The organism is Xanthomonas nasturtii (genome assembly GCF_001660815.1).
GTDB classification, from domain to species: Bacteria; Pseudomonadota; Gammaproteobacteria; order Xanthomonadales; family Xanthomonadaceae; genus Xanthomonas; species Xanthomonas nasturtii.
Genome location: NZ_LYMI01000027.1, coordinates 37,307 through 57,085 on the forward strand (window position 1 = coordinate 37,307; position 19,779 = coordinate 57,085).

Genomic DNA, 19,779 nt, shown 5'->3' on the forward strand with positions numbered 1-19,779 from the left:
CTCACAGCAAAACCACATCGAACTGTTCCTGCAGATACTGGTCGTCGGACTGGAAGCGGATGCTCTTGCCGAGGAACTCTTCCAGCTCGGCCACTGCCGCCGACTCTTCGTCGGTGATACGGGCCACCACTTTGGACGAGGCGATCACCAGCAGTCGCGCGGCGTCGAACTGGCGCACGGCGCGGGTGATCTCGCGGAAGATCTCGTAGGTCACCGTTTCGGCGGTCTTGATGGTGCCGCGCCCGCCGCACTGGCCGCAGGTCTCTGAGAGCTGACGCTCGAGGCTTTCCACGGTGCGCTTGCGGGTCATCTCCACCAGGCCCAGCGGCGAGAACTCGTACACGGTGGTCTTGGCATGGTCGCGTGCCAACGCCTTTTCCAGCGTGCGCAGCACCTGCCGGCGGTGCTCCGGGTCGTCCATGTCGATGAAGTCGATGATGATGATGCCGCCCAGGTTGCGCAGCCGCAGTTGCCGCGCCACCGCCTGTGCGGCTTCCAGATTGGTGCGGAACACGGTCTCTTCCAGATTGCGCTGCCCCACGAACGAGCCGGTATTGACGTCGATGGTGGTCATTGCTTCGGTCTGGTCGATCACCAGATAGCCGCCGGACTTGAGCGGCACCTGCTTGTTCAACGCGCGCCCGATCTCGTCCTCGACCCCGTACAGGTCGAAGATCGGCCGGTCGCCGTTGTACAGCTCCAGCCGCTCGGCCAGCACCGGCATGTACTTGGCGACGAACGCCTGCAGCTGTAGGAAGGTCTCGTTGGAATCGACCTTGACCTTCTCCACATCGCGCCGGATCAGGTCGCGCACCGCACGCAGCGGCAGGCTCAGGTCTTCATAGATGATGCTGCACGACGGCGCTTCGCGACCGCGCCGCTCGACCACATTCCAGACCCGCGACAGATACGCGATGTCCTCGGCCAACGCTTCGGCCGGCTGGCCTTCGGCATTGGTGCGAATGATGTAGCCGAACCCGCCATGCTGGGCCGACACCTCGCTGACGATGGTCTTCAGCCGCAGGCGCTCGGCCTCGTCCTCGATCCGTGCCGAGACCCCGACGATCTTGGATTGCGGCAGCAGCACCAGATAGCGCGAAGGGATGCTGATCTGCGTGGTCAGCCGCGCACCCTTGGTGCCGATCGGGTCCTTGACCACCTGCACCACGATGTCCTGGCCGTCGCGCAGCAACTCCACGATCGGCACCGAAGCGGCCGGCGGCGGCGGAATCGGGGTTTCTTCGGTGTCGACCACGCTGGCCGGTGCCGGCGCCGGGCGGATCACGTCGTTGGCGTGCAGAAACGCGGCGCGCTCCAGCCCCACTTCGACGAATGCGGCCTGCATGCCGGGCATCACCCGCTGCACCTTGCCCTTGTAGATGTTGCCGACCACGCCCCGGCGCCAACCGCGCTCGATATGCAATTCCTGCAGCATGCCGTTCTCGATCACCGCCACACGGGTCTCGCGCGGGGTGACGTTGACCAAAATCTCTTCCGACATCAATGCGCTCCGAAGGCTGTGAGCAACTGCGAGGTGTGATGAAGCGGCAACCCCATCACGCCGGAATAGCTCCCGGACAGATGGCGGATAAAGCGTTCCGCGCGTCCCTGGATCGCATACGCACCGGCCTTGCCCATCGGCTCGCCACAGGCAGCGTAGGCGGCGATCTGCGCGTCATCGAGCGTGTCGAAGGTGACTTCCGAGACCACCAATGCCTGCGCCGGGGCGCGTTGTGCACAGACTAGAACCACCGCCGTGAGCACCTGGTGGGTGCGCCCGGACAACACGCGCAACATCGCGACCGCATCGTCCACATCGACCGGCTTGCCGAACACGCGCTCGCCCAGGACGACCTCGGTATCGGAGCCCAGCACGATGGCGTCGGGGTCGCTGGCCTGCACCTGCGCCAGACCGGCAAGTGCCTTGTCCAGCGCAACGCGTTGCACGTACTGCCCGGGCGATTCGCCGGCCGCGCGCAGCTCGGGCACGTCCAGTTGCAGCGTCTGGAACGGCACGTCCAGGCGTTGCAGCAGTTCTTGTCGGCGCGGCGAGCGGGAAGCGAGATAGAGCATCCGCCCAGCATACCTGTTGGCTGCACTCGCCCGCTTGTTTTGCGCACCCACGCGGCGCTTGCGCATGCCCGCGATGGGCCGTGGTCGCACCCGACTCACAACCCATTCATCGGCATCCCAACACGCTCGCCACATAGACAAGGAGATCTCATGCGTACCTCCCTCAAGCCGTTGTTGCTGGCCCTGTCCATCGCTGCCGGAACCGCCATGACCGCTCACGCCCAGACTGCCCCGAGCTACACCATCCCCAACGACGCCACCCTGCTCAACGTGTCGGCCGAGGCGGAAGCCAAGCGCGTGCCGGATATCGCCACACTGTCTGCCGGCGTGGTCACCCAGGCTGCCGACGGCAACGCCGCCATGCGCCAGAACGCCGAACAGATGAGCAAGGTGATGGCCGCGGTGAAGGCTGCCGGCATCGCCGACAAGGACGTGCAGACCAGCGGCATCAACCTGAGCCCGCAGTACACCTACAAAGAAAACGAGGCGCCCAGGATCAACGGCTACCAGGCCAGCAACACGGTCAACCTCAAGGTCCGCGACATCACCAAGCTGGGCAAGGTGCTCGACGCCCTGGTCGCCCAGGGTGCCAACGACATCAATGGCCCCAGCTTCTCGATCGACCAGCCCGAACCGGTGTATGACGAAGCCCGCGTTGCCGCACTGAAGAAGGCGCAGACCCGGGCAGAAACCTACGCCAAATCACTAGGCCTGAAGGTGCGCCGCATCGTCAGCATCTCCGAAGGCCGCAGCGGCGGCGGCGTCCGTCCGATGATGATGGCCGCCTCGATGCGCTCGGCCAAGGCCGAGATGGACACCCCGGTGGCCCCGGGCGAAAGCACACTGTCGATCAATCTGGATGTGACCTTCGAGCTGGGTCGCTGAGACCGATCGATCGTTGCATGACCGACATGATTCTTGAATTGCCAAGGCCGCAAACATCGGCAACTGATCAGTCGCCGATGTCTAATGAGCGCGGCTAGATCTCCGCCAAGCAATTCAGAGCGTTACGAGTGAGCTGAAACTCGGGTCTAAACCATTGGCCATCGATGCATTCAAGCTCGTGTGTGCTGAAGATTTTCTTGCTTGTTGATCAAGAAGTCGCGGAAAAGTTGTTCAGCCGCTCCAGGGCAGCAGTACAGCCTGCCGGGAAGACTTGCGCTCCTGCAGAGGTCGCGGTAAACCTACGCCACCGGATGGTGATGTGCGTCCGGGTCGCGCTGGTCCTTTCCGCAGTTCCGTTCTGGAGGTGGATGATGGTTCGCACGCAATCGCAGGTTTCTTCCCGTCCTCTTGGCATCGACAGCTCGCGCGTCCTGGCGATGAGCACCGCCGTGGCGTTGCACCTTCTGGCCGGTGGCTTGTTGTTGATTCCGCTCTCGCATCGGGCGATTCCGCAGCAGACCGCGCCGAAAGAGCGGTGGCTTATGCCGGTGAGTATTCCGACCCCGCCGCCACCGGTGGTGTTCCCAGTCAACGTGACGTTCAAGCCGAAAACACATTCACCCACCAAAACGATACCGGTACCGGTGCAGACCGCGGTGATCACTCAGGAGCCCGTTGTCGATCACGCAGCGTTTGCCGTTCCGGCAACGGTCTCCGACGTCGTCGCAGAAAGCACCCCCACGACAGCTGCGCCCAGCGGGCCGATCGAAGCAGGCCAATTGCAGTATTTGAATTCGCCAGCGCCGAGCTACCCGGCGGCCGCATTGCGGGCAGGCCAGCAAGGCACGGTGCTGCTGCGCGTGCTGGTCGGCACCGATGGACGCCCGACCGAAGTGAGCGTGCAGACCAGCAGCGGCCATCGGGTGCTGGATCTGGCCGCACGTAGCCAGGTGCTGCGTAGCTGGCGCTTCCAGCCGGCGATGCAGAACGGCCAGGCCGTGCAGGCGTATGGCTTGGTGCCGGTGAGTTTTTCGTTGAATTGATGAGTGGTCGAACGCGGTGGCCCGGTCGTCGGGTCACCGCAGTCTTCGATGTGTTGCACGGGCATCGATCCATCCCTCCTGGCGCAAGGTCATGGTCTGGATCGCCGCGCGCAATCAGGTTCGGTAGCCATTCCTGCGCCGGCCAACCGCTGTCAGCCTGCCTCAGCCAGCACCGTTACAGCCATGTCCAGAGCCACCACGCGCCCGCCACTTATGCGCGGTGATACGGATGATTGGCCAGCATCGCTGCGGCGCGATACAGCTGCTCGGCGACGATCAGGCGCACCAGCATGTGCGGCAGCGTGAGCGGGCCGATCGACCAGCTTTCGCTGGCGCTTTTCAGCACGTCGGCCGAATGCCCTTCCGGGCCGCCGATCAGAAACGCCAGGTCGCGCCCCTGCCCGCGCCAATGTTCCATGCGCTGGGCCAGCTGTTCGGAACTGAGCGGACGCCCCGGCACATCGAGCGCCACCACGCAGGCATTTTTCGGAAGCGCGGCAAGCACACGGCGGCCTTCGTCGTCGGTGGCGCGCTGCGCATCGCGGCCCTTGCCGCGCAGGCCGGGTTCGATCTCGACGAGCTCCAGCGGCATCCAGTGCGAGAGCCGTTTTTGATATTCGGCAAAACCTTGCGCCACCCAGGCAGGTGCGCGCTCGCCGGTGGCGATGAGTCGGCATTTCATCGCGACATGATATCCGCCTCACAGCCTGGGCAGTCGGTGGCGGTGTGTCGTTGCGTGTCATGGTGTGATTACAGCCGGCAATTAGTGTCGTTCGACCACCCAGCCGCGCAGGAGTCGTTCGATGCCGATTTTCGATCCCGCCCGCCGCCAGGTTCTCAAGGGCAGCGCCGCCGTCATGGCCGCTGGCGCCCTTGGCAGCTTGAGCGCCTTGCAATCGCGCCAGGCCCAGGCCGCCACCTCACCGTCCTCGCGGCCTGTCCCGGTCCCCAGCCGCTAGGGCCCGCTCGCACCGGTGGCCGACCAGGGCAACGGCATGCCGTTGCTGCAATTGCCACGCGGTTTCAGCTACCGCTCGTTCGGCTGGAGCGGCGACCGCATGGACGACGGGCAGCCCTGCCCCGACCGTCACGACGGCATGGCCGTGGTCGGCCTGCGTCGTCCCGACTGGCGACCGGGCAGCGATCCGCTGCGCGCTCTGGAATACGCATTGACCCGCAACCACGAACGCGCCGCCGGCCAGCCCGTTCCGCGCACCGGCCATGTACGACACCGGCATCGCCAGCCAGCAGGCCGGTCGGTCGTAAGTGTCCGGCCACGATCTGCCGGTCGTTGGCCGGCAGTCGTTGTCGCCCTAGTCGCTGGCCGGCCGCTGAGATGGCCGCTGTGCGGCTGTCTTTATGGGTGTATCGAAAAAACAGCGATGCCGGACGCACCAGATGTTGCGCCCGGCATCGCTCAGGTGGCCTGCGGTATCGGCCGATTTCCGCTGGTTGGCGAATGCGTGCCGGTCAGAACCAGGGCGCGCCGGGCATGCCGGTCATGGCGGCCTGCAATTTGAGCCAGCGCTTGACCGCTGGCGCATCGCGTAGTGCATCCACCATCCGTCGCTCATGCCGCACGTCGTCGAGATCCCGGGCGACATCACGTTTGTAGCGAGTCAGCAGTGCATCCAGCCGCTCAGGCTTGGGCTGCGTCGGCAGATCCAGATCGTACGTGTAGCAGAACTCCATCGCGTGCTGAACGAGCTGGTCTTTGAGTTCCTTGCACTGCCGGTGGAGCTCGCGGTTGTATTCCTGCAGGCGCACCGGGTTGATCGCATCCACACCCTTTGCATCCAGTAGACCGATCTCGGCCTGCAGTTCGAGCAGGCCAAGCAGATCGTTGGACTTGTAGGCAGCATTGAGGCGTTGCATAAGCGCAGTGCGCGCGCTGTGATCGTCCGCGTCGGTCGCCCGATCCGGGTGCAGGCTGCTGGCGAGTTTGCGATACAACTCACGCAGCGGAGGCAGTTCGGTCGACACCGCTGCAGCTTTTTTGGCAGAGCGACGACGGCTGGCGCCATGTTGCTGCTCGGCCTGGGCGCGGGCGTGTTCGGCCTGTGCCTGTTCCAGACGCGCGTTGACTCGCTCGAAGAGTTCTTCGGGCGAATCCACACCAGCCACCTCGTCCGAATCCAATCCATACAACTCGCCGATGACGTGTTTCATCATTTCATCGGATTCGGCCATCTCTTCGTCGTAGCCGATCTCGCTGTGCCGCTCGTAAAGGTCCTTGAGTTCGACATGACCGGTTTCGATCAACGGGCCGGCCAGCTCACAGATCTCATCCGACAAGCGGCGACGATCGGTCTTGCTCAACTTTACCGAGGCATGCACGCGGTCCAGCGCCTGGATCTGCTCGATCTCCAGCGCGCGCTGCTGCTCAAACAGCGGCAGCACCTCGGCGTGATAGCGAGCACGCCAACGCTCGACAGCATCGCGCCAGGCATGCAGCTGCGCGCGATGTTGCTGCAGATCGCGCAATAGCCGGTCGAAGCGCTTGCGCGCAGGCGACAGCGTGTGGGCGCTACCTGGTTGCCGGCTCAGCTGCTGAAGTGCCGGTGAAACCGGCAGCGCGGAAGGAGAAACAACGGGTTTCTTGGGCATTGCGGCTCAATTACTCGGCGTCGGCAGAGAGATCTTCATCGGGACGCTGATCGCCCACGGTCCACAACCGTTCCAGCGCGTAGAACTCGCGCACGCGCGGCAGCATCACATGCACCACCACATCGCCCAGGTCGACCAGCACCCACTCGGCTTCGCGCTCGCCTTCCACGCCCAGCGGCATCACATCCAGGCGCTTGGCGAACTTGACCACTTCGTCGGCGATCGATTTGACGTGGCGGGTCGAGGTGCCCGACACCACCACCATGTAGTCGCAGACGCTGGACTTGCCGCGCACATCGATCTCGACCACGTCCTTGGCTTTCAGTTCTTCGACAGCCTCGCGCACTGTGGCCAACAGGGCCGGCACGGACGGCGGCGGATTCGGAATGGAGGTCTTGATGACTTGGGCTTGGCTGGTCAAAGCGGCAACTCGATGGAATTGGCGTGAATTATAGGCCGGTCCGGGCGGACGCGTGTTCAGCTAGCCGGCCGGGCGCTGCCATACAGGCCTTCGCGCTGAATCAATCCGGCCACCGGCGGCGGCACCAGCGCCTGCCAGGCACCGCCCGCAGCAATGCGCGAGCGCACGGCGCTGGCCGATTCACCGCGCAACGGCTGATGCAGCAGATACAGGCGGCCCGCCGGCGCCGCGACCAGGTCGTTGGCGCTGGCGACCCGGCGGCCCTGCACCGCCGCAGCCAGCTGCGGCGCTTCGGCCAGCTCCAGCGCGGTGCCCGGACGTGCGGCCACCACGAAGTGCGCCAGCCCGAACAAGGCCTCCCACTGATGCCATTGCTCCAGCCCGACGAAGGCATCGGCGCCGAGCAGCCAGGCGATCGGGGCGCTGGGGCCAAGTTCGGCACGCAGCTCACGCAAGGTGTCCACGGTGTAGGACGGCGCATCGCTATGCGTGGCGCGCTGCAGTTCGCGGGTATCCAGCACTAGGCCGGGGCGATCGGCAAGCGCCAGCTCCAGCATTTGCGCGCGCTGCGCGGCGGTGGCGCCGGGCGCCGGGCGATGCGGTGGGTCGGCCGCCGGGATCAGTTGCACGCGCGTCTGCAGCTCGTCGCGCGCCGCGCAGGCGATCGCCAGATGGCCGAGGTGGATCGGGTCGAAGGTGCCGCCGTAGTAGAGGTGGAGCCGGGACCGGGGATCGGGGACCAGGGAACCGGAAACCGCAACAGCAGGGCTCTGGGGCTGCGGATCAGGCTGTGGGCGTGGGCTTGCGACGCTGCCAGCAGCCTCTGCCCCTCCGCTTTCCCCGGTCCCGGGTCCCCGTTCCCTGGTCCCGGCTCCACCACCAACCCCCTTCACGCCAACAATCTCACCGCGCGGGCTTCGGCGACGGCGACCAGCAGGCGCTCCAGGCCGACCCAGGCGTCGCCGTCGGCGCGGCCCTTGGCCATGCGATCGACCAAGCCGGCTTCGGCGACGAAGCGCTCCCAGCGGCGCGGTTCGGGGTGGCGTTGCAGCGCGCGCTTGAACGGCGCCTGGCGCGACTCCCACAGCCCCTGCGCCTTCATTTCGGCAGCCAGGTTGCCGCCGTTGGCCTGCACCTTCGCCAATGACGCGGTTCGCAGCAGTTCCTTGATCAGGATCGGCATCAGCGCGGCCACTGCTTCGCCTTCGGCGCGCAGGCCCGCGAGCATGCGGACCACCGCGGCCGGCTGCCCGGAAAAGGTGGTTTCGGCCAGGCGGAACACGTCGTAGCGCGCGGCATCGGCCACCAGCGATTCCATCGCCTCCAGATCCAGTGTCTTGCCATCGGCGAGCAAGGCGAGCTTGTCGATTTCCTGCGCGGCGGCCAGCAGATTGCCTTCCACGCGCTCGCTCAGGCGCTGCACGGCGGCCGCGTCGGCGCGCAGGCCGTGGGCGCGCAGGCGGCGCTCGATCCAGTCGGACAGTTCATGCGGCTTGATCGCCCAGGCCACGGCAATGGTGCCGATGCGGCCGACGGCCTCGGCCCACTTGCCCTGGTGCGCCTTGCTCCAATCGTTGGCAGTGATCAACAGCACCACATCCGGCGGCGGGTTGGCGCAGAAACGGGTGATGACCTCGGCGCCGTCCTTGCCCGGTTTGCCACTGGGCAGGCGCACTTCCACCAGCCGGCGCGGGCTGAACAGGCTGGGCGCGTTGAAGCTGGCGTCCAGCTGGTTCCAGTCGAAATCGCGGCCATCGGCATCGAACACTTCGCGCTCGCCGATGCCTTCGGCGCGCGCGCGCGCGCGCACTGCATCGGCCGCCTCCAGCACGCGCAAGGTTTCCGGGCCTGCGATCAGATAGACCGGCTGCAACGGCTGGTTGGACTGGCCAGCCAACTGCTCGGGGCGAAGTTCCATAACTTAAAAGCGGACGCGGCTTAGTTACCCGAGGTGGGCGCGGGCGGCAGCGAGGCCGGCACGCTCGATTCAGGCGTGGTCGGCTGCACTGGCGGCGTGGGAGCCTGCGGCAACGGCGCGGTTGGCGTGCTTTCCAGAGGTTCGCCGCGCTTGGCGCGCGCGCGCACCACGCTGTCGATGCGGCGCAGGATCGAGGCCGACATGTCCTTGCGCAACTCGTCGGCCAGGATCTCGCGCTCGGTCGCGGTACCGGTGGCATCTACCGGCGGCGACACGTAGTCGCGCGACAGCTCGATCACCTGCTGCGGCACCAGCACCGCGCCGTTGGCGGTGGTGACCGAAAAGATCGCTGCGTAGCGCAGGCTGTATTCCTGCGCACGGCCCTGGCTGTCGATGGCAATCGGCAGATCGCCCCAGCGCTCGGACAACACCTGCAGCTGCGCAAAGCCGGTCTTGGCGTCTTCATCGGCCAGCGTAGCGCCAGCGGCTCTAAGGCCACGCCGCAACAGCTTGGCCAACTCGCTGTACTGCACTGCGGACTGCACCTTCACTGCCGGTGTGTCGGGCGGCAACGCCAGCGAATTGCGCAGATGGAAGCCGCAGGCGGTGAGGCTCGAGGCGAGCACGAGAGACGCAGCGAAGGCAGTAGGGAATCGAATCATGGGCACAGTCTGGATGAGCGCCCCGGCGGCGGCAACAGGCGGCTAGCCTGCCCGACACCGCGTGAACGGGGCTTGAGAGGCGCCGCATCAAAGATGCGGCGACAAATATGGCAAACGCGTCGCCACGCGCCATTGCAATGAATTGCCATGAACCAATGCGGAAACTTCACTCCACACGTCGCCACGCGCCAGTGAAACGAAATACCGGGAACCATCGCGGGAAGCCTACCGACGCGTCGCTCCACGCCAATGCAGTGCCTTGCCGGAAGCCGTCGCACAAACCCCACCAGCGCGCCGTCACGCACCAACGAAATGCAAAAACCAAGACCACCACTGCCCTGCCCTGTGGGTTAAGGCGCAGTGCAGTGCATCGCCAGACCCATCGCAAAGCACACCCGCGCTTCGGCATGCGGGTGCAGGTCCGCCAGCGACGGCAGCTGCTGCGTCCCTGATGCCTTGCTACGCGCTGACACACCAACCGTGGAGAAACGCCTTGGCAACCGCATGAACGCGGCGCTGCGCCGATCCGACGCACTGCCCGGACCGGCGAAGACCACCCGACGTCTCAGCAAGGCTTACCCCGCCACGATATTCACGATCTTGCCCGGCACGATGATGATCTTGCGCACGCTCAGGCCCTCGAGAAACTTGGCGGCGTTCGGCTCGGCCTGCGCCAGCGCTTCGATCTGTTCGCGGGTTGCATCGGCAGCCACATTGATGGTGCCGCGCAGCTTGCCGTTGATCTGCACCGCCAGGGTCACCGCATCGCGCACCAGCGCGCTGGCATCGACCTGCGGAAACGCGACATCTTCCAGCAGCGTCTCGCCACGGCCCAGCACCTGCCAAAGCGCGTGGCTGGCATGCGGGGTGATCGGGTTGAGCAGCAGCACCATCGCTTCCAGCGCTTCCTGGCGCACCGCGCGGCCCTGGTCGCTGGCGTCGTCGAACTTGGCCAGCGCGTTGGACAGTTCCATCACCGCGGCAATGGCGGTGTTGAAGCTGTGGCGGCGGCCGTAGTCGTCGTTGACCTTGCCGATGGTTTCGTGGGTCTTGCGGCGGATCGCCTTCTGCTCGGCGCTCAGGCTGGCGGCATCCAGCGCGACTGCTGCGCCCTCGCCCACATGCTTGTGCACCTGCACCCACAGCCGGCGCATGAAGCGCGCCATGCCATCGACGCCGGCCTCGTTCCACTCCAGCGACTGCTCCGGCGGGGCGGCGAACATCGAGAACAACCGCACGGTGTCGGCGCCGTACTTGGCCACCATCGACTGCGGGTCCACGCCGTTGTTCTTGGACTTGGACATCTTCTCGGTGCCGCCGATGTGCACCGGCTGGCCATCGGCGATCAGCAGCGCGCCGGTGACGCGGCCGCGCTCATCGCGCTGGATCTCGACATCGGCCGGATTGATCCAGTCCTTGCCGCCGTTGTCGGCATCGCGATAGAAGGTGTCGGCGATGACCATGCCCTGGGTGAGCAGGTTGGTCACCGGCTCGTCGCTATCCACCAGCCGCGCGTCGCGCATGAGCTTGTGATAGAAGCGGAAATACATCAGGTGCAGGATCGCGTGCTCGATGCCGCCCACGTACAGGTCGGCCGGCATCCAGTAATTGGCGCGGCGGTCGACCATGTCGCGTGCGTTCGGGCTGGTATAGCGCGCCACGTACCAGCTCGACTCCATGAAGGTATCGAAGGTGTCGGTTTCGCGCTCGGCCGGGCCGCCGCAGTCCGGGCAGGTGGTCTTGCGCCAATTCGGGTCGGTCTTGATCGGCGAGCCGGTCCCGGCAAATTCCACGTTTTCCGGCAGCACCACCGGCAGCTGGTCTTCCGGCACCGGCACCGCGCCGCATTTGGCGCAGTAGATCACCGGAATCGGGCAGCCCCAGTAGCGCTGGCGGCTCACGCCCCAGTCGCGCAGGCGGTAGTTGATGCGGCGCTGGCCCTGGCCCTTGCGCTCGAAGCGCTCGGCCAAGGCTTCGAAGGCGCCTCCGAAATCCAGCCCGTCGAACTCGGCCGAATTGATCAGCTCCAGTTCGCGGCTCTTGTCGGTATACCAGTCGCGCCACTGGGTGACGTCCCAGGTCTGCTCGTCTTCATTGCGCGGCTCGCGCAGCTTGACCACCTGCACGATCGGCAGGGCGTACTTGTTGGCGAATTCGAAATCGCGCTGGTCGTGGCCGGGCACGGCCATCACTGCGCCGGTGCCGTAGCCCATCAGCACGAAGTTGGCCACCCAGACCGGCACCTGCTCCCCGCTGATCGGGTGCACGGCAGTCAGGCCGGTGGCCATGCCGCGTTTTTCCTGGGTTTCCAGCTCGGCTTCGGAAACGCCGCCGTGCTTGAGCGTTTCCAGCAGCGCGGCCAGCTCCGGGTTGGATTTGGCCGCGTGCAGCGCCAGCGGATGCTCGGCGGCGATCGACACGAAGGTCACGCCCATCAGCGTGTCCGGGCGGGTGGTGAACACACGCAACGGGTCCAGCGGCGCACCGTTGGTGTCGCGCACGTCGAACTGGATCTCCAGCCCTTCCGAGCGGCCGATCCAGTTGCGCTGCATGGTCTTGACTGAATCCGGCCAGCCGTCCAGCTGGTCCAGGCCGTCGAGCAATTCCTGCGCGTAATCGGTGATGCGCAGGAACCACTGCGGAATCTCGCGTTTTTCCACCAACGCGCCGGAGCGCCAGCCGCGGCCGTCGATGACCTGCTCGTTGGCCAGCACGGTCTGGTCGACCGGGTCCCAGTTCACCACCGCATTGCGGCGGTAGGCCAGGCCCTTGCGCATCAGCCGGGTGAACATGCGCTGCTCGTGCACGTAATAGTCCGGCGTGCAGGTAGCGAACTCGCGCGACCAATCGATGGCGTAGCCCAGCGATTTGAGCTGCCCGCGCATGTGTTCGATGTTGGCGTAGGTCCACTTGGCCGGCGCGGTCTTGTTCTTGATCGCGGCATTTTCCGCCGGCAAGCCGAATGCATCCCAGCCCATCGGTTGCAGCACGTTGTGGCCTGTCATGCGCTTGTAGCGGCTGACCACATCGGAAATGGTGTAGTTGCGCACATGCCCCATGTGCAGCGCACCGGACGGGTACGGCAGCATCGACAGGCAATAGAACTTGGGTTTCTCCGAGTTCTCGTCGACCTGAAAGGCGCGGGTGGCATCCCAGAACTGCTGGGCGGAGGTTTCGACCTGCTGCGGGTCGTAGACGTTCGGTTCGACGGTGGACATTGGGAGCGGATGCTCGGGCGGTGCAAAGCGGTACAGGGTACCGCAGTGCAGCAGGTGCACCAAACCGTCGTCTCAGGCGGCGGACTTTGCCGGCCACGCCCAGGCCGCCACCGCCAGCCACCCCACCCAGGCCAGAAACGCCAGCCGCTGCGCAATGGCCTGGCGCAGCAGGCCCGGCGGGCCGAACGCCAGCACCGCCACCAGCAGCCCTGCCGCCAGGCTCAGCCAGGCCAGCATGCGGGTGTTGCCACCGTTGAACGGGGCCGCGGCCATCAACAACATGGCGGGCACGAATGCCACCGCCCACAGCAACCAGGCGGTGGCATGGGCCTGACTGGCACGGCCATCCAGATCGGCAGGGTCCAGCGGCAACATGCCCATGCCGAGAAAGGCCAGCCCGGCCAGCACGATCAGCTGCCCGCCCACGCGCAGGCTCCAGCTGGCCTTGCGCGGCATGCGCGTCAGCAGGCTGACCCCGGTGGCCATCCCCAGCGCGCCCACCAGCACGAACGCCAGCAGATTGAAGCCCAGCGCATGCGGCACGCCGTGCGCGCCCAACAGCGCAACCGGGTGGCTGGCCTGCAGATAGCCCGGCAGCGCGGCACCGAAACCGGCAAGCGCCAGCACGAAGACCGTCGCGGCGATCAAGCCCATGTAGCGCTGTGCGCTGTCGGTGGTTGCCATTGCCCTGCTCCAACGCGGGGCGCGATGCGCCGCCAGAACGCGGCATTGTCGTGCCGGGCGGGCGCGGCGTGAACCCCCGACGCTGCCAGCGCAGCGCTGCAGGCGGCCACGCCGGGCGCCGAAGCGCGGCATTGCGGCTAGGCTTGTGTCAGCCGTGTTTGCCACCATTACCTCCCACTGTTGCCGCTCTCACTTCTGGAAGCCCATGTCCGACACGCCGCATGTATTCGATGCCACCACCGACACCTTCGAGACCGAGGTCCTGCAGAAATCGCTGACGACACCGGTACTGGTGGACTTCTGGGCCACCTGGTGCGGGCCCTGCAAGTCGCTGACGCCGATCCTGGAAAAGTTGGCTGGCGAATACAACGGCGCCTTCGAGCTGGGCAAGGTCGATGTGGACAAGGAACAGCAGATCGCCGCGGCATTTCAGATCCGCTCGGTGCCGACGGTATTCCTGGTCAAGGGCGGCGAGATCGTCGACGGCTTCCCCGGCGCGATGCCGGAAGGCCAGGTGCGCGAATTCCTCACCCAGCATGGCGTGCTGCCGGCCGAGCCGCAGGTGGTAGAAGAAGAGCTGCCGTTGGCGCCGCTCGACCCGCAGGCGCAGGCCGCAGCGCTGCGTGAGGCCATCGCTGCCGAGCCGGACAAGGACGAACTCAAGCTGGACCTGGCGTTGGCCCTGCTCAAGACCGGTGACACCGCCGAGGCCGAGCAGTTGATCGACGCCCTGCCCGCCAACCTGGCCACCGACGACCGCGCGGTGCGTGCCAAGGCGCGGCTGAGCTTTGCCAACGTGCTCAAGGACGCCCCCGACGCCGGCGCGTTGCAGGCCAGCGTGGACGCCAATGGCGCGGACCTGCGCGCGCGCCACCTGCTCGGTGTGCGCCACCTGCTCGACGGCAACGACGAAGCCGCGTTGGACCAGTTCCTGGAGATGCTGCGGCAGGATCGCGCGTTCGAGGACAACCTGCCGCGCCGCAGCCTGATCGATGCGTTCCGCGTGATCGAAGACGAAGACCTGGTCGGCCGTTATCGCCGCAAGATGTCGGCGCTGGTGTTCTGATCGCCCATGGCGCTGCGGCGCCACATCGGCACGCAGGAGCGGCCCCGGCCGCGATAAGGCAACGCCGCTGATCGCCGATGGAGGCTTCACCGGTAACGTGCCGTCGCGGCCAGATCTGCTCCTAAGAACACGGGCGGCTGGCCCGATGTGGATGGGCCAACTCCATCCATACGCATGCGAATGTTATGCTGGCACCCGCCCTCGCCAAGGAACCAGGCCCTTATGCGCGCATCGCTGTTCAAGTTCGGTCTCAATCTGTGGCCGCCGTTCCTGTTCGCCGGCATCCACGTCACCGTGCTGTCGGCCGACTACCGTTTTGCGCGCGTGGAACTGCGCCAGCGCCCCTGGAATCGCAATTACGTCGGCACCCATTTCGGCGGCAGCCTGTTCGCAATGACCGACCCGTTCTGGATGCTGCTGACCATGCACAACCTTGGTCGCGACTATTACGTGTGGGACAAGGCCGGCAGCATCGAATTCGTCAAACCCGGGCGCGGCACGGTGACCGCCGATTTCGTCATCGACGACAACGTGCTGACGCAACTGCGCAACGCCACCGCAGGCGGCGAGAAACATCTGCGCTGGTTCGAAAACGACGTACACAACCGCGATGGCGAGGTTGTCGCACGCGTGCGCAAGCAGCTCTACGTCAAACGCAAACCTGCGCGTTGATCGCGATACCGACGCTGCGCGGGTTGCAGATCGCGTGTGCCGCGGCAGGATCGGTTGAGCGGGCGTCCGCGTCATGTGAGCGCACTGTCTGCATTGCACGCATCGCGGCGACAACGCTCACGGGACATTGCCCGCCGCATGCGGACTCTGGGGTCTCCCAACCCACATGGAATGCTTTCATGAAAGCGATCAACATCATCACCCTGGTGCTTCTTATCGTCGGCGGATTGAACTGGGGGCTGGTCGGTCTGTTCCAGTTCGATCTGGTGGCCGCACTGTTCGGCGGGCAGGATGCGCTGCTGTCGCGTGTGGTCTACACGCTGGTCGGCATCTCCGCGCTGTGGCAACTGGTGCCGCTGTTTCGCAACAACCACGGCGCCACCGAGCATCACACCAGCCCACACGTGCGCAACACCCCGTAAGCACACGCTCGCGGCAGGCATTCGTTTTTCGGCATGACGCCGGCGCAGCGCGTCGGCGTCATGTTGTGTGTCACCTGCGCTTTGCGTCCGGGCGCCTGGTCGGCAAGAATCGCAGGCACCTCCCTGCTGGCTGCCTTCATGCTCCTGCGCACTGTTGCTTCCGCCTGCCTGCTCGCTCTGCTGTTACCCGCAGCCGCCCACGCGGCCTACCGTAGCCCGCAACAGATTCTGGACAGCTCGCCGGCCAGCGCGTGGCGTCTGCTTGACCCGGAGCGCACGCTGTACCTGGAACTGGATGCCGGGCGGGTGATCATCGAACTGGCGCCGCAATTTGCGCCCCAGCATGTGGGCAACATCCGCACGCTGGCGCACGAACGCTTCTGGGATGGGCTGAGCATCTATCGCTCGCAGGACAATTTCGTGGTGCAGTTCGGCGACCCGGATGGCGAGACGCCGGGCAAGGCCAAATCGCTGGGCTCGGCCAAGACGCATCTGCCGGCCGAATTCGAACGCGCATCGCAGGGTCTGGATTTCCAGCGCCTGCCCGATAGCGATGGCTGGGCGCCGCAGGTGGGCTTTGTCGACGGCTTCCCGGTTGGCCGCGATAACGCCACCGGCAAGACCTGGCTGGCGCATTGCTACGGCACCCTGGGCGCCGGCCGCAACAACGACGAAGACAGCAGCATCGGCGCCGAGTTGTACGTGGTCACCGGGCAATCGCCACGCCAGCTGGACCGCAACATCACTGTGGTCGGGCGCGTGGTCAAGGGTATGGAATTGCTCAGCGTGACCCCGCGCGGTCCCGACCCGATGGGGTTTTACGACGACCCTACGCAACGCGCGCCGATCCGCGCGATTCGGCTGGCCAGCGAAGTGCCTGCGCCCGAGCGCACACCGCTGCAGTTGCTGCGTACCGATAGCCAGACCTTCCGCGCTGTGGCCGAGGCGCGCCGCAACCGCAAGGACGACTTCTACAAGCGCCCGGCCGGGCATATCGATCTGTGCAATGTGCCGTTGCCGGTGCGGGCACCGCCTGCTGGTTGAATCGGGAATCGGAAAAGCGAAACGCGCTCGCTTAGCGGGCGCGTTGGCTGAAGGCGACGCTGCCCAGGATCAGCACCGCGGCGACCAGCATGGTCCAGGTCAACGGTTCGCCCAGCAGCGACCACGCCAGCAATGCACCGAACACCGGCACCAGATAGGTCACCGTGGACGCACGTGCCGGGCCGATGCGCTGGATCAGCCGGTAATACATCAAGAACGCCAGCCCGGTGCAGACTACGCCCAGCGCAGTGGCGCAGGCCCAGGCCACCGCCGGCACCGGCGTGGCCGGCCACTGCCACCAGGCCAGCGGCGCCAGCAACAACGCACTGCAGCCCAGCGTGGAGGCCGCCGAGGCGGCCGGCGGCAAATCGCCCATATGGCGCTTCACCAGGTTGTAGCCGATGCCATACAGCAGCGAGGCGGTTGCGCCGGCCAGCGCCGCCGGCCCGACACTCAAGCCGGCGGATTTGCCGGTAGCCAGCACCAGCACGCCGATAAACCCCACCAGCAACGCCAGTGCGCGACGCGTGCCGATTCGTTCGCCGAAAAACAGGAACGCGATCAGCGCGGTAAACAGCACCGTCATCGCGTTGCAGATCGCCCCGACTGCCGCCGGTGCATGTTGCGCGCCCCAGGCGAACAGCAGGAACGGCAATGCCGAATTGAGCACACCGATCGCCGCAAGCATCGGCCAGCGATGCAACGGGAAGCGTTCGCGTGCCAGCCACAGGAATGGCAGCAGCACCAAGGCGCCCAGCGCCAGCCGAATTTCCACCAACACCACGGTGCCGAACCTGGGCGCTGCCACGCGCATGAACAGGAACGAGCAGCCCCACACAATGCCCAGAAACCCCAGCTCAAGCGGGGTGCGCCATGCGCGCGTTGCAAGCTCCGGCTGCATCGACGGCTGCGCGCTCATGGCCGTGCTCCTGCACTGTGCCGCAGTGCGATGAAACGGCAGAAGACAGCATCCGGCAGGCAGGGGCACATGGCACGATCATCGCGATGGGATGACGCAGCATCGGTTGCCGCTACGGGCGCGACAAGCGCGTAGTATCGGGGCGAGCCACAAATCTCACTCATGCCTCGATGAATCTGCGTCCGACCCTGTTGCCTGCGCTGGGCGTGTTTGCGGCCGCCGCCCGCCATCAGAATTTCGCCCATGCTGCCGAAGAGCTGCACCTCACCGCCAGCGCGGTGAGCCACCACGTGCGCAAGCTCGAAGCGCTGCTGGGTGCCACCTTGTTCCAGCGGCTGCCGCGCGGGGTCAAGCTCACCGCCGAAGGCCGTCAGCTGGCCGATGCGGCCACCGCCGCACTGGCCGAAATTGCCGCTGTGGCTGGCAACCTGTACCCGCGCGAAGACGCCATACCGCTGCGCGTGACCACGCTGCGGTCGCTGTCGTATTGCTGGCTGTTGCCGCGGCTGCCGCGCTTTTGTCGCGCCTATCCGCATATCCGCGTGGACCTGCAATCGGACGCGGCGTTTTCGCGTTTCGAAGACGGCGGCCCGGATCTGGGCATCCGCTACGGACAGGGCGCGTGGCCCGGATTGACCTCGCATCATCTGATGGATGACGAACTCTTCCCCGTGGCCTCGCCCTCGTTGCCGGAAGTGGCCGCGCTGCGCACGCCGGCACAGATCGCGCAGTTGCCGTTGTTGAGCGACATGTCGCCGCAGGGCTGGCGCGACTGGTTCCGCGCCGCACAGGTGCGCGGCACCACGCTGCCGCCGATGCACACTTTCAACGACAGCACCGACGCCATGCGCGCGGCGGTGTACGGCCTGGGCGCGGTGTTGGCACGCAAGCACATCGCCCAGCCCTACCTGCAACGTTACGAACTGGTGCGCCTGCCCGGCCCCACGCTCAAGGCGCGCTATGCGTATTACATCGTGCATCCCAGCCACCGCGCGCTCAGCCCGGCAGCGGCATTGTTCATCGACTGGCTCAAGCGCGAAGCCCTGGACGAATACACCCCGATGCCGGCACTGCCTGCCGAGTTGGTCGCGTTGCCGCCGAGCGATGGCGTGCACGAGCGGCGGGGGCGTCGAAATTCGCGCAAGGCATCGGTTGCGGATTGAGGTAGCCCTGAAATCTTGGCAGTTACGTGAAAAATCGCTGTCCCTTCTTCCTGCGGGACAGGCCCCCGTTATGGGGAGAAGGTGTCCCGAAGGGGCAGATGAGGGTGCGAGCAAAGCCTGGTGGAGTCTGGACGCGCGCGTGGCTTCGCGCCGTACCCTCACCCCAACCCCTCTCCCGCAGGGAGAGGGGCTTTGTTGCACCAGAGAATCTAGATTCCCTTCTCCCCCCGGGAGAAGGTGCCCCGAAGGGGCGGATGAGGGTGCGGGCGAAGCCTGGTGGAGTCTGATGGCGCGCGTGGCTTTACCCGGCGCCCACCCCAACCCCTTATCTCTTGGCGATCTGCCAGATTAGGTGTCGAGAGCCGGCGTGGTCGACCGATAACCCACAGGTCTAAACAACCGCGGGAGAGCGAGGTCGCCACGCCGGGATCTCCTGGCAAACGCCCGAACAGTTGCTGGAGTTGGCACTCGTAACGATCAGGCTGGGCAGCCCAGGAGAGCTCTCGACCCTTCGAGCATAGCGGAGTTTTTCCATGGCATACGGCGTAGGTATCGATGTCAGCAAGCAGTGGTTGGATGTGCATGTGCATGGCTGCAAGGGCGAGCGGCGCTTCCCCAACACGGCGGCAGGTCTGCGCCAGCTGCGCAGCTGGCTGGGACACATGGAGCTGCACCAAGTGGTGCTGGAGGCCACGGGCGGCTACGAACTGGCAGCGTTGGATGCGCTGCATGCGGCCGGCCTGCCGGTGGCGCGTGTGAACCCTCGCCAGGCGCGTGACTTTGCCAAGGCCATCGGCCAACTAGCCAAGACCGACACCTTGGATGCGCGTGTGCTGGCGCAGATGGCGATGCTGTTATCACTCACGCCCTACCAGCCGCTGGAAGGCTGGCGCCGTCAGCTGCGCGAGTACCAGCAGCGCCGCACGCAGGTGTTGGCGACGGTGCAGCAGGAGCGCCAGCGGCTGTCTCAACTGACCGATGT

At 65.9% G+C, this 19,779-nt stretch carries 21 protein-coding genes; 10 read left to right on the forward strand and 11 right to left on the reverse strand.

Annotated elements, in window-relative coordinates; genetic code table 11:
• Position 1: 1 nt before the first annotated feature.
• The gene (gene rng, locus A7D16_RS11480; RefSeq protein ID WP_064632783.1) at positions 2-1,501 is read right to left on the reverse strand and encodes a ribonuclease G; all 1,500 of its coding nucleotides are present in this window, start codon (positions 1,499-1,501) and stop codon (positions 2-4) included.
• Positions 1,501-2,073 (reverse strand): Maf-like protein, encoded by a 573-nt coding sequence (locus A7D16_RS11485; RefSeq protein ID WP_064632831.1) that lies wholly within the window; start codon positions 2,071-2,073, stop codon positions 1,501-1,503. Before A7D16_RS11485 ends, rng begins: the two co-directional genes overlap by 1 nt.
• 150 nt (positions 2,074-2,223) lie before the next feature.
• Between A7D16_RS11485 and A7D16_RS11490 the strand changes: the two genes are divergently transcribed.
• On the forward strand, positions 2,224-2,958 hold the full coding sequence (locus A7D16_RS11490) for an SIMPL domain-containing protein (protein ID WP_064632786.1): 735 nt from the start codon (positions 2,224-2,226) through the stop codon (positions 2,956-2,958).
• Positions 2,959-3,326: 368 nt separating this feature from the next.
• Positions 3,327-4,001 carry an energy transducer TonB gene (locus tag A7D16_RS11495; protein WP_064632788.1) on the forward strand — a complete coding sequence of 225 codons (675 nt, stop codon included), beginning with the start codon at positions 3,327-3,329 and terminating at the stop codon, positions 3,999-4,001.
• A 211-nt stretch (positions 4,002-4,212) separates the two neighbouring features.
• On the opposite strand, the gene rlmH is transcribed toward A7D16_RS11495, so the two are convergent.
• Positions 4,213-4,683: a 23S rRNA (pseudouridine(1915)-N(3))-methyltransferase RlmH gene (gene rlmH, locus A7D16_RS11500; RefSeq protein WP_064632790.1), complete on the reverse strand. Its 471-nt coding sequence runs from the start codon at positions 4,681-4,683 to the stop codon at positions 4,213-4,215.
• A 121-nt stretch (positions 4,684-4,804) separates the two neighbouring features.
• Between rlmH and A7D16_RS24470 the strand changes: the two genes are divergently transcribed.
• Together A7D16_RS24470 and A7D16_RS24475 are read left to right on the forward strand one after the other, a co-directional pair.
• Positions 4,805-4,960 (forward strand): twin-arginine translocation signal domain-containing protein, encoded by a 156-nt coding sequence (locus A7D16_RS24470; protein WP_372368174.1) that lies wholly within the window; start codon positions 4,805-4,807, stop codon positions 4,958-4,960.
• 36 nt (positions 4,961-4,996) lie between these two features.
• Positions 4,997-5,521 (forward strand): alkaline phosphatase PhoX, encoded by a 525-nt coding sequence (locus tag A7D16_RS24475; protein WP_374053779.1) that lies wholly within the window; start codon positions 4,997-4,999, stop codon positions 5,519-5,521.
• Here the strand turns inward: A7D16_RS24475 and A7D16_RS11510 are convergent.
• From A7D16_RS11510 to A7D16_RS11540, 7 genes are all read right to left on the reverse strand, one after another.
• Complete coding sequence (locus A7D16_RS11510) at positions 5,472-6,608, reverse strand: J domain-containing protein (protein ID WP_064632792.1); 1,137 nt, start codon at positions 6,606-6,608, stop codon at positions 5,472-5,474. The two genes, A7D16_RS24475 and A7D16_RS11510, sit on opposite strands and share 50 nt — an antisense overlap.
• 10 nt (positions 6,609-6,618) lie before the next feature.
• Positions 6,619-7,029, reverse strand: coding sequence for a ribosome silencing factor (gene rsfS, locus A7D16_RS11515; protein ID WP_064632795.1), 411 nt, complete (start codon positions 7,027-7,029; stop codon positions 6,619-6,621).
• Positions 7,030-7,085: 56 nt separating this feature from the next.
• The gene (nadD, locus tag A7D16_RS11520) at positions 7,086-7,772 is read right to left on the reverse strand and encodes a nicotinate-nucleotide adenylyltransferase (protein ID WP_239686990.1); all 687 of its coding nucleotides are present in this window, start codon (positions 7,770-7,772) and stop codon (positions 7,086-7,088) included.
• 146 nt (positions 7,773-7,918) lie between these two features.
• Positions 7,919-8,947, reverse strand: coding sequence for a DNA polymerase III subunit delta (gene holA, locus A7D16_RS11525; protein WP_064632800.1), 1,029 nt, complete (start codon positions 8,945-8,947; stop codon positions 7,919-7,921).
• Between the two features lie 20 nt (positions 8,948-8,967).
• Entirely contained in the window at positions 8,968-9,609 is a 642-nt protein-coding gene (locus tag A7D16_RS11530) for an LPS-assembly lipoprotein LptE (protein WP_064632802.1), read from the reverse strand.
• Positions 9,610-10,184: 575 nt separating this feature from the next.
• Entirely contained in the window at positions 10,185-12,827 is a 2,643-nt protein-coding gene (gene leuS, locus A7D16_RS11535) for a leucine--tRNA ligase (protein WP_064632805.1), read from the reverse strand.
• Between the two features lie 72 nt (positions 12,828-12,899).
• Positions 12,900-13,511: a DUF998 domain-containing protein gene (locus tag A7D16_RS11540; protein ID WP_064632808.1), complete on the reverse strand. Its 612-nt coding sequence runs from the start codon at positions 13,509-13,511 to the stop codon at positions 12,900-12,902.
• 205 nt (positions 13,512-13,716) lie between these two features.
• Between A7D16_RS11540 and trxA the strand changes: the two genes are divergently transcribed.
• The 4 genes from trxA to A7D16_RS11560 all read left to right on the forward strand — a co-directional run bounded on the left by trxA (position 13,717) and on the right by A7D16_RS11560 (position 16,715).
• Complete coding sequence (gene trxA / locus A7D16_RS11545) at positions 13,717-14,577, forward strand: thioredoxin (RefSeq protein ID WP_064632810.1); 861 nt, start codon at positions 13,717-13,719, stop codon at positions 14,575-14,577.
• Between the two features lie 222 nt (positions 14,578-14,799).
• Positions 14,800-15,249 carry a DUF4442 domain-containing protein gene (locus A7D16_RS11550; RefSeq protein WP_064632812.1) on the forward strand — a complete coding sequence of 150 codons (450 nt, stop codon included), beginning with the start codon at positions 14,800-14,802 and terminating at the stop codon, positions 15,247-15,249.
• Between the two features lie 179 nt (positions 15,250-15,428).
• The gene (locus A7D16_RS11555; protein WP_064632815.1) at positions 15,429-15,671 is read left to right on the forward strand and encodes a DUF378 domain-containing protein; all 243 of its coding nucleotides are present in this window, start codon (positions 15,429-15,431) and stop codon (positions 15,669-15,671) included.
• A gap of 138 nt (positions 15,672-15,809) precedes the next feature.
• Positions 15,810-16,715, forward strand: a complete 906-nt coding sequence (locus A7D16_RS11560) for a peptidylprolyl isomerase (protein WP_116906253.1) — start codon at positions 15,810-15,812, stop codon at positions 16,713-16,715.
• A gap of 31 nt (positions 16,716-16,746) precedes the next feature.
• Here the strand turns inward: A7D16_RS11560 and A7D16_RS11565 are convergent, their stop codons facing one another.
• Positions 16,747-17,634 (reverse strand): DMT family transporter, encoded by an 888-nt coding sequence (locus tag A7D16_RS11565; RefSeq protein WP_064632819.1) that lies wholly within the window; start codon positions 17,632-17,634, stop codon positions 16,747-16,749.
• A gap of 170 nt (positions 17,635-17,804) precedes the next feature.
• Between A7D16_RS11565 and A7D16_RS11570 the strand changes: the two genes are divergently transcribed.
• Entirely contained in the window at positions 17,805-18,797 is a 993-nt protein-coding gene (locus A7D16_RS11570; protein WP_064632821.1) for a LysR substrate-binding domain-containing protein, read from the forward strand.
• Positions 18,798-19,330: 533 nt separating this feature from the next.
• A partial coding sequence (locus A7D16_RS11575) for an IS110 family transposase (protein ID WP_153043155.1) occupies positions 19,331-19,779 on the forward strand: 449 nt, incomplete at its 3' end.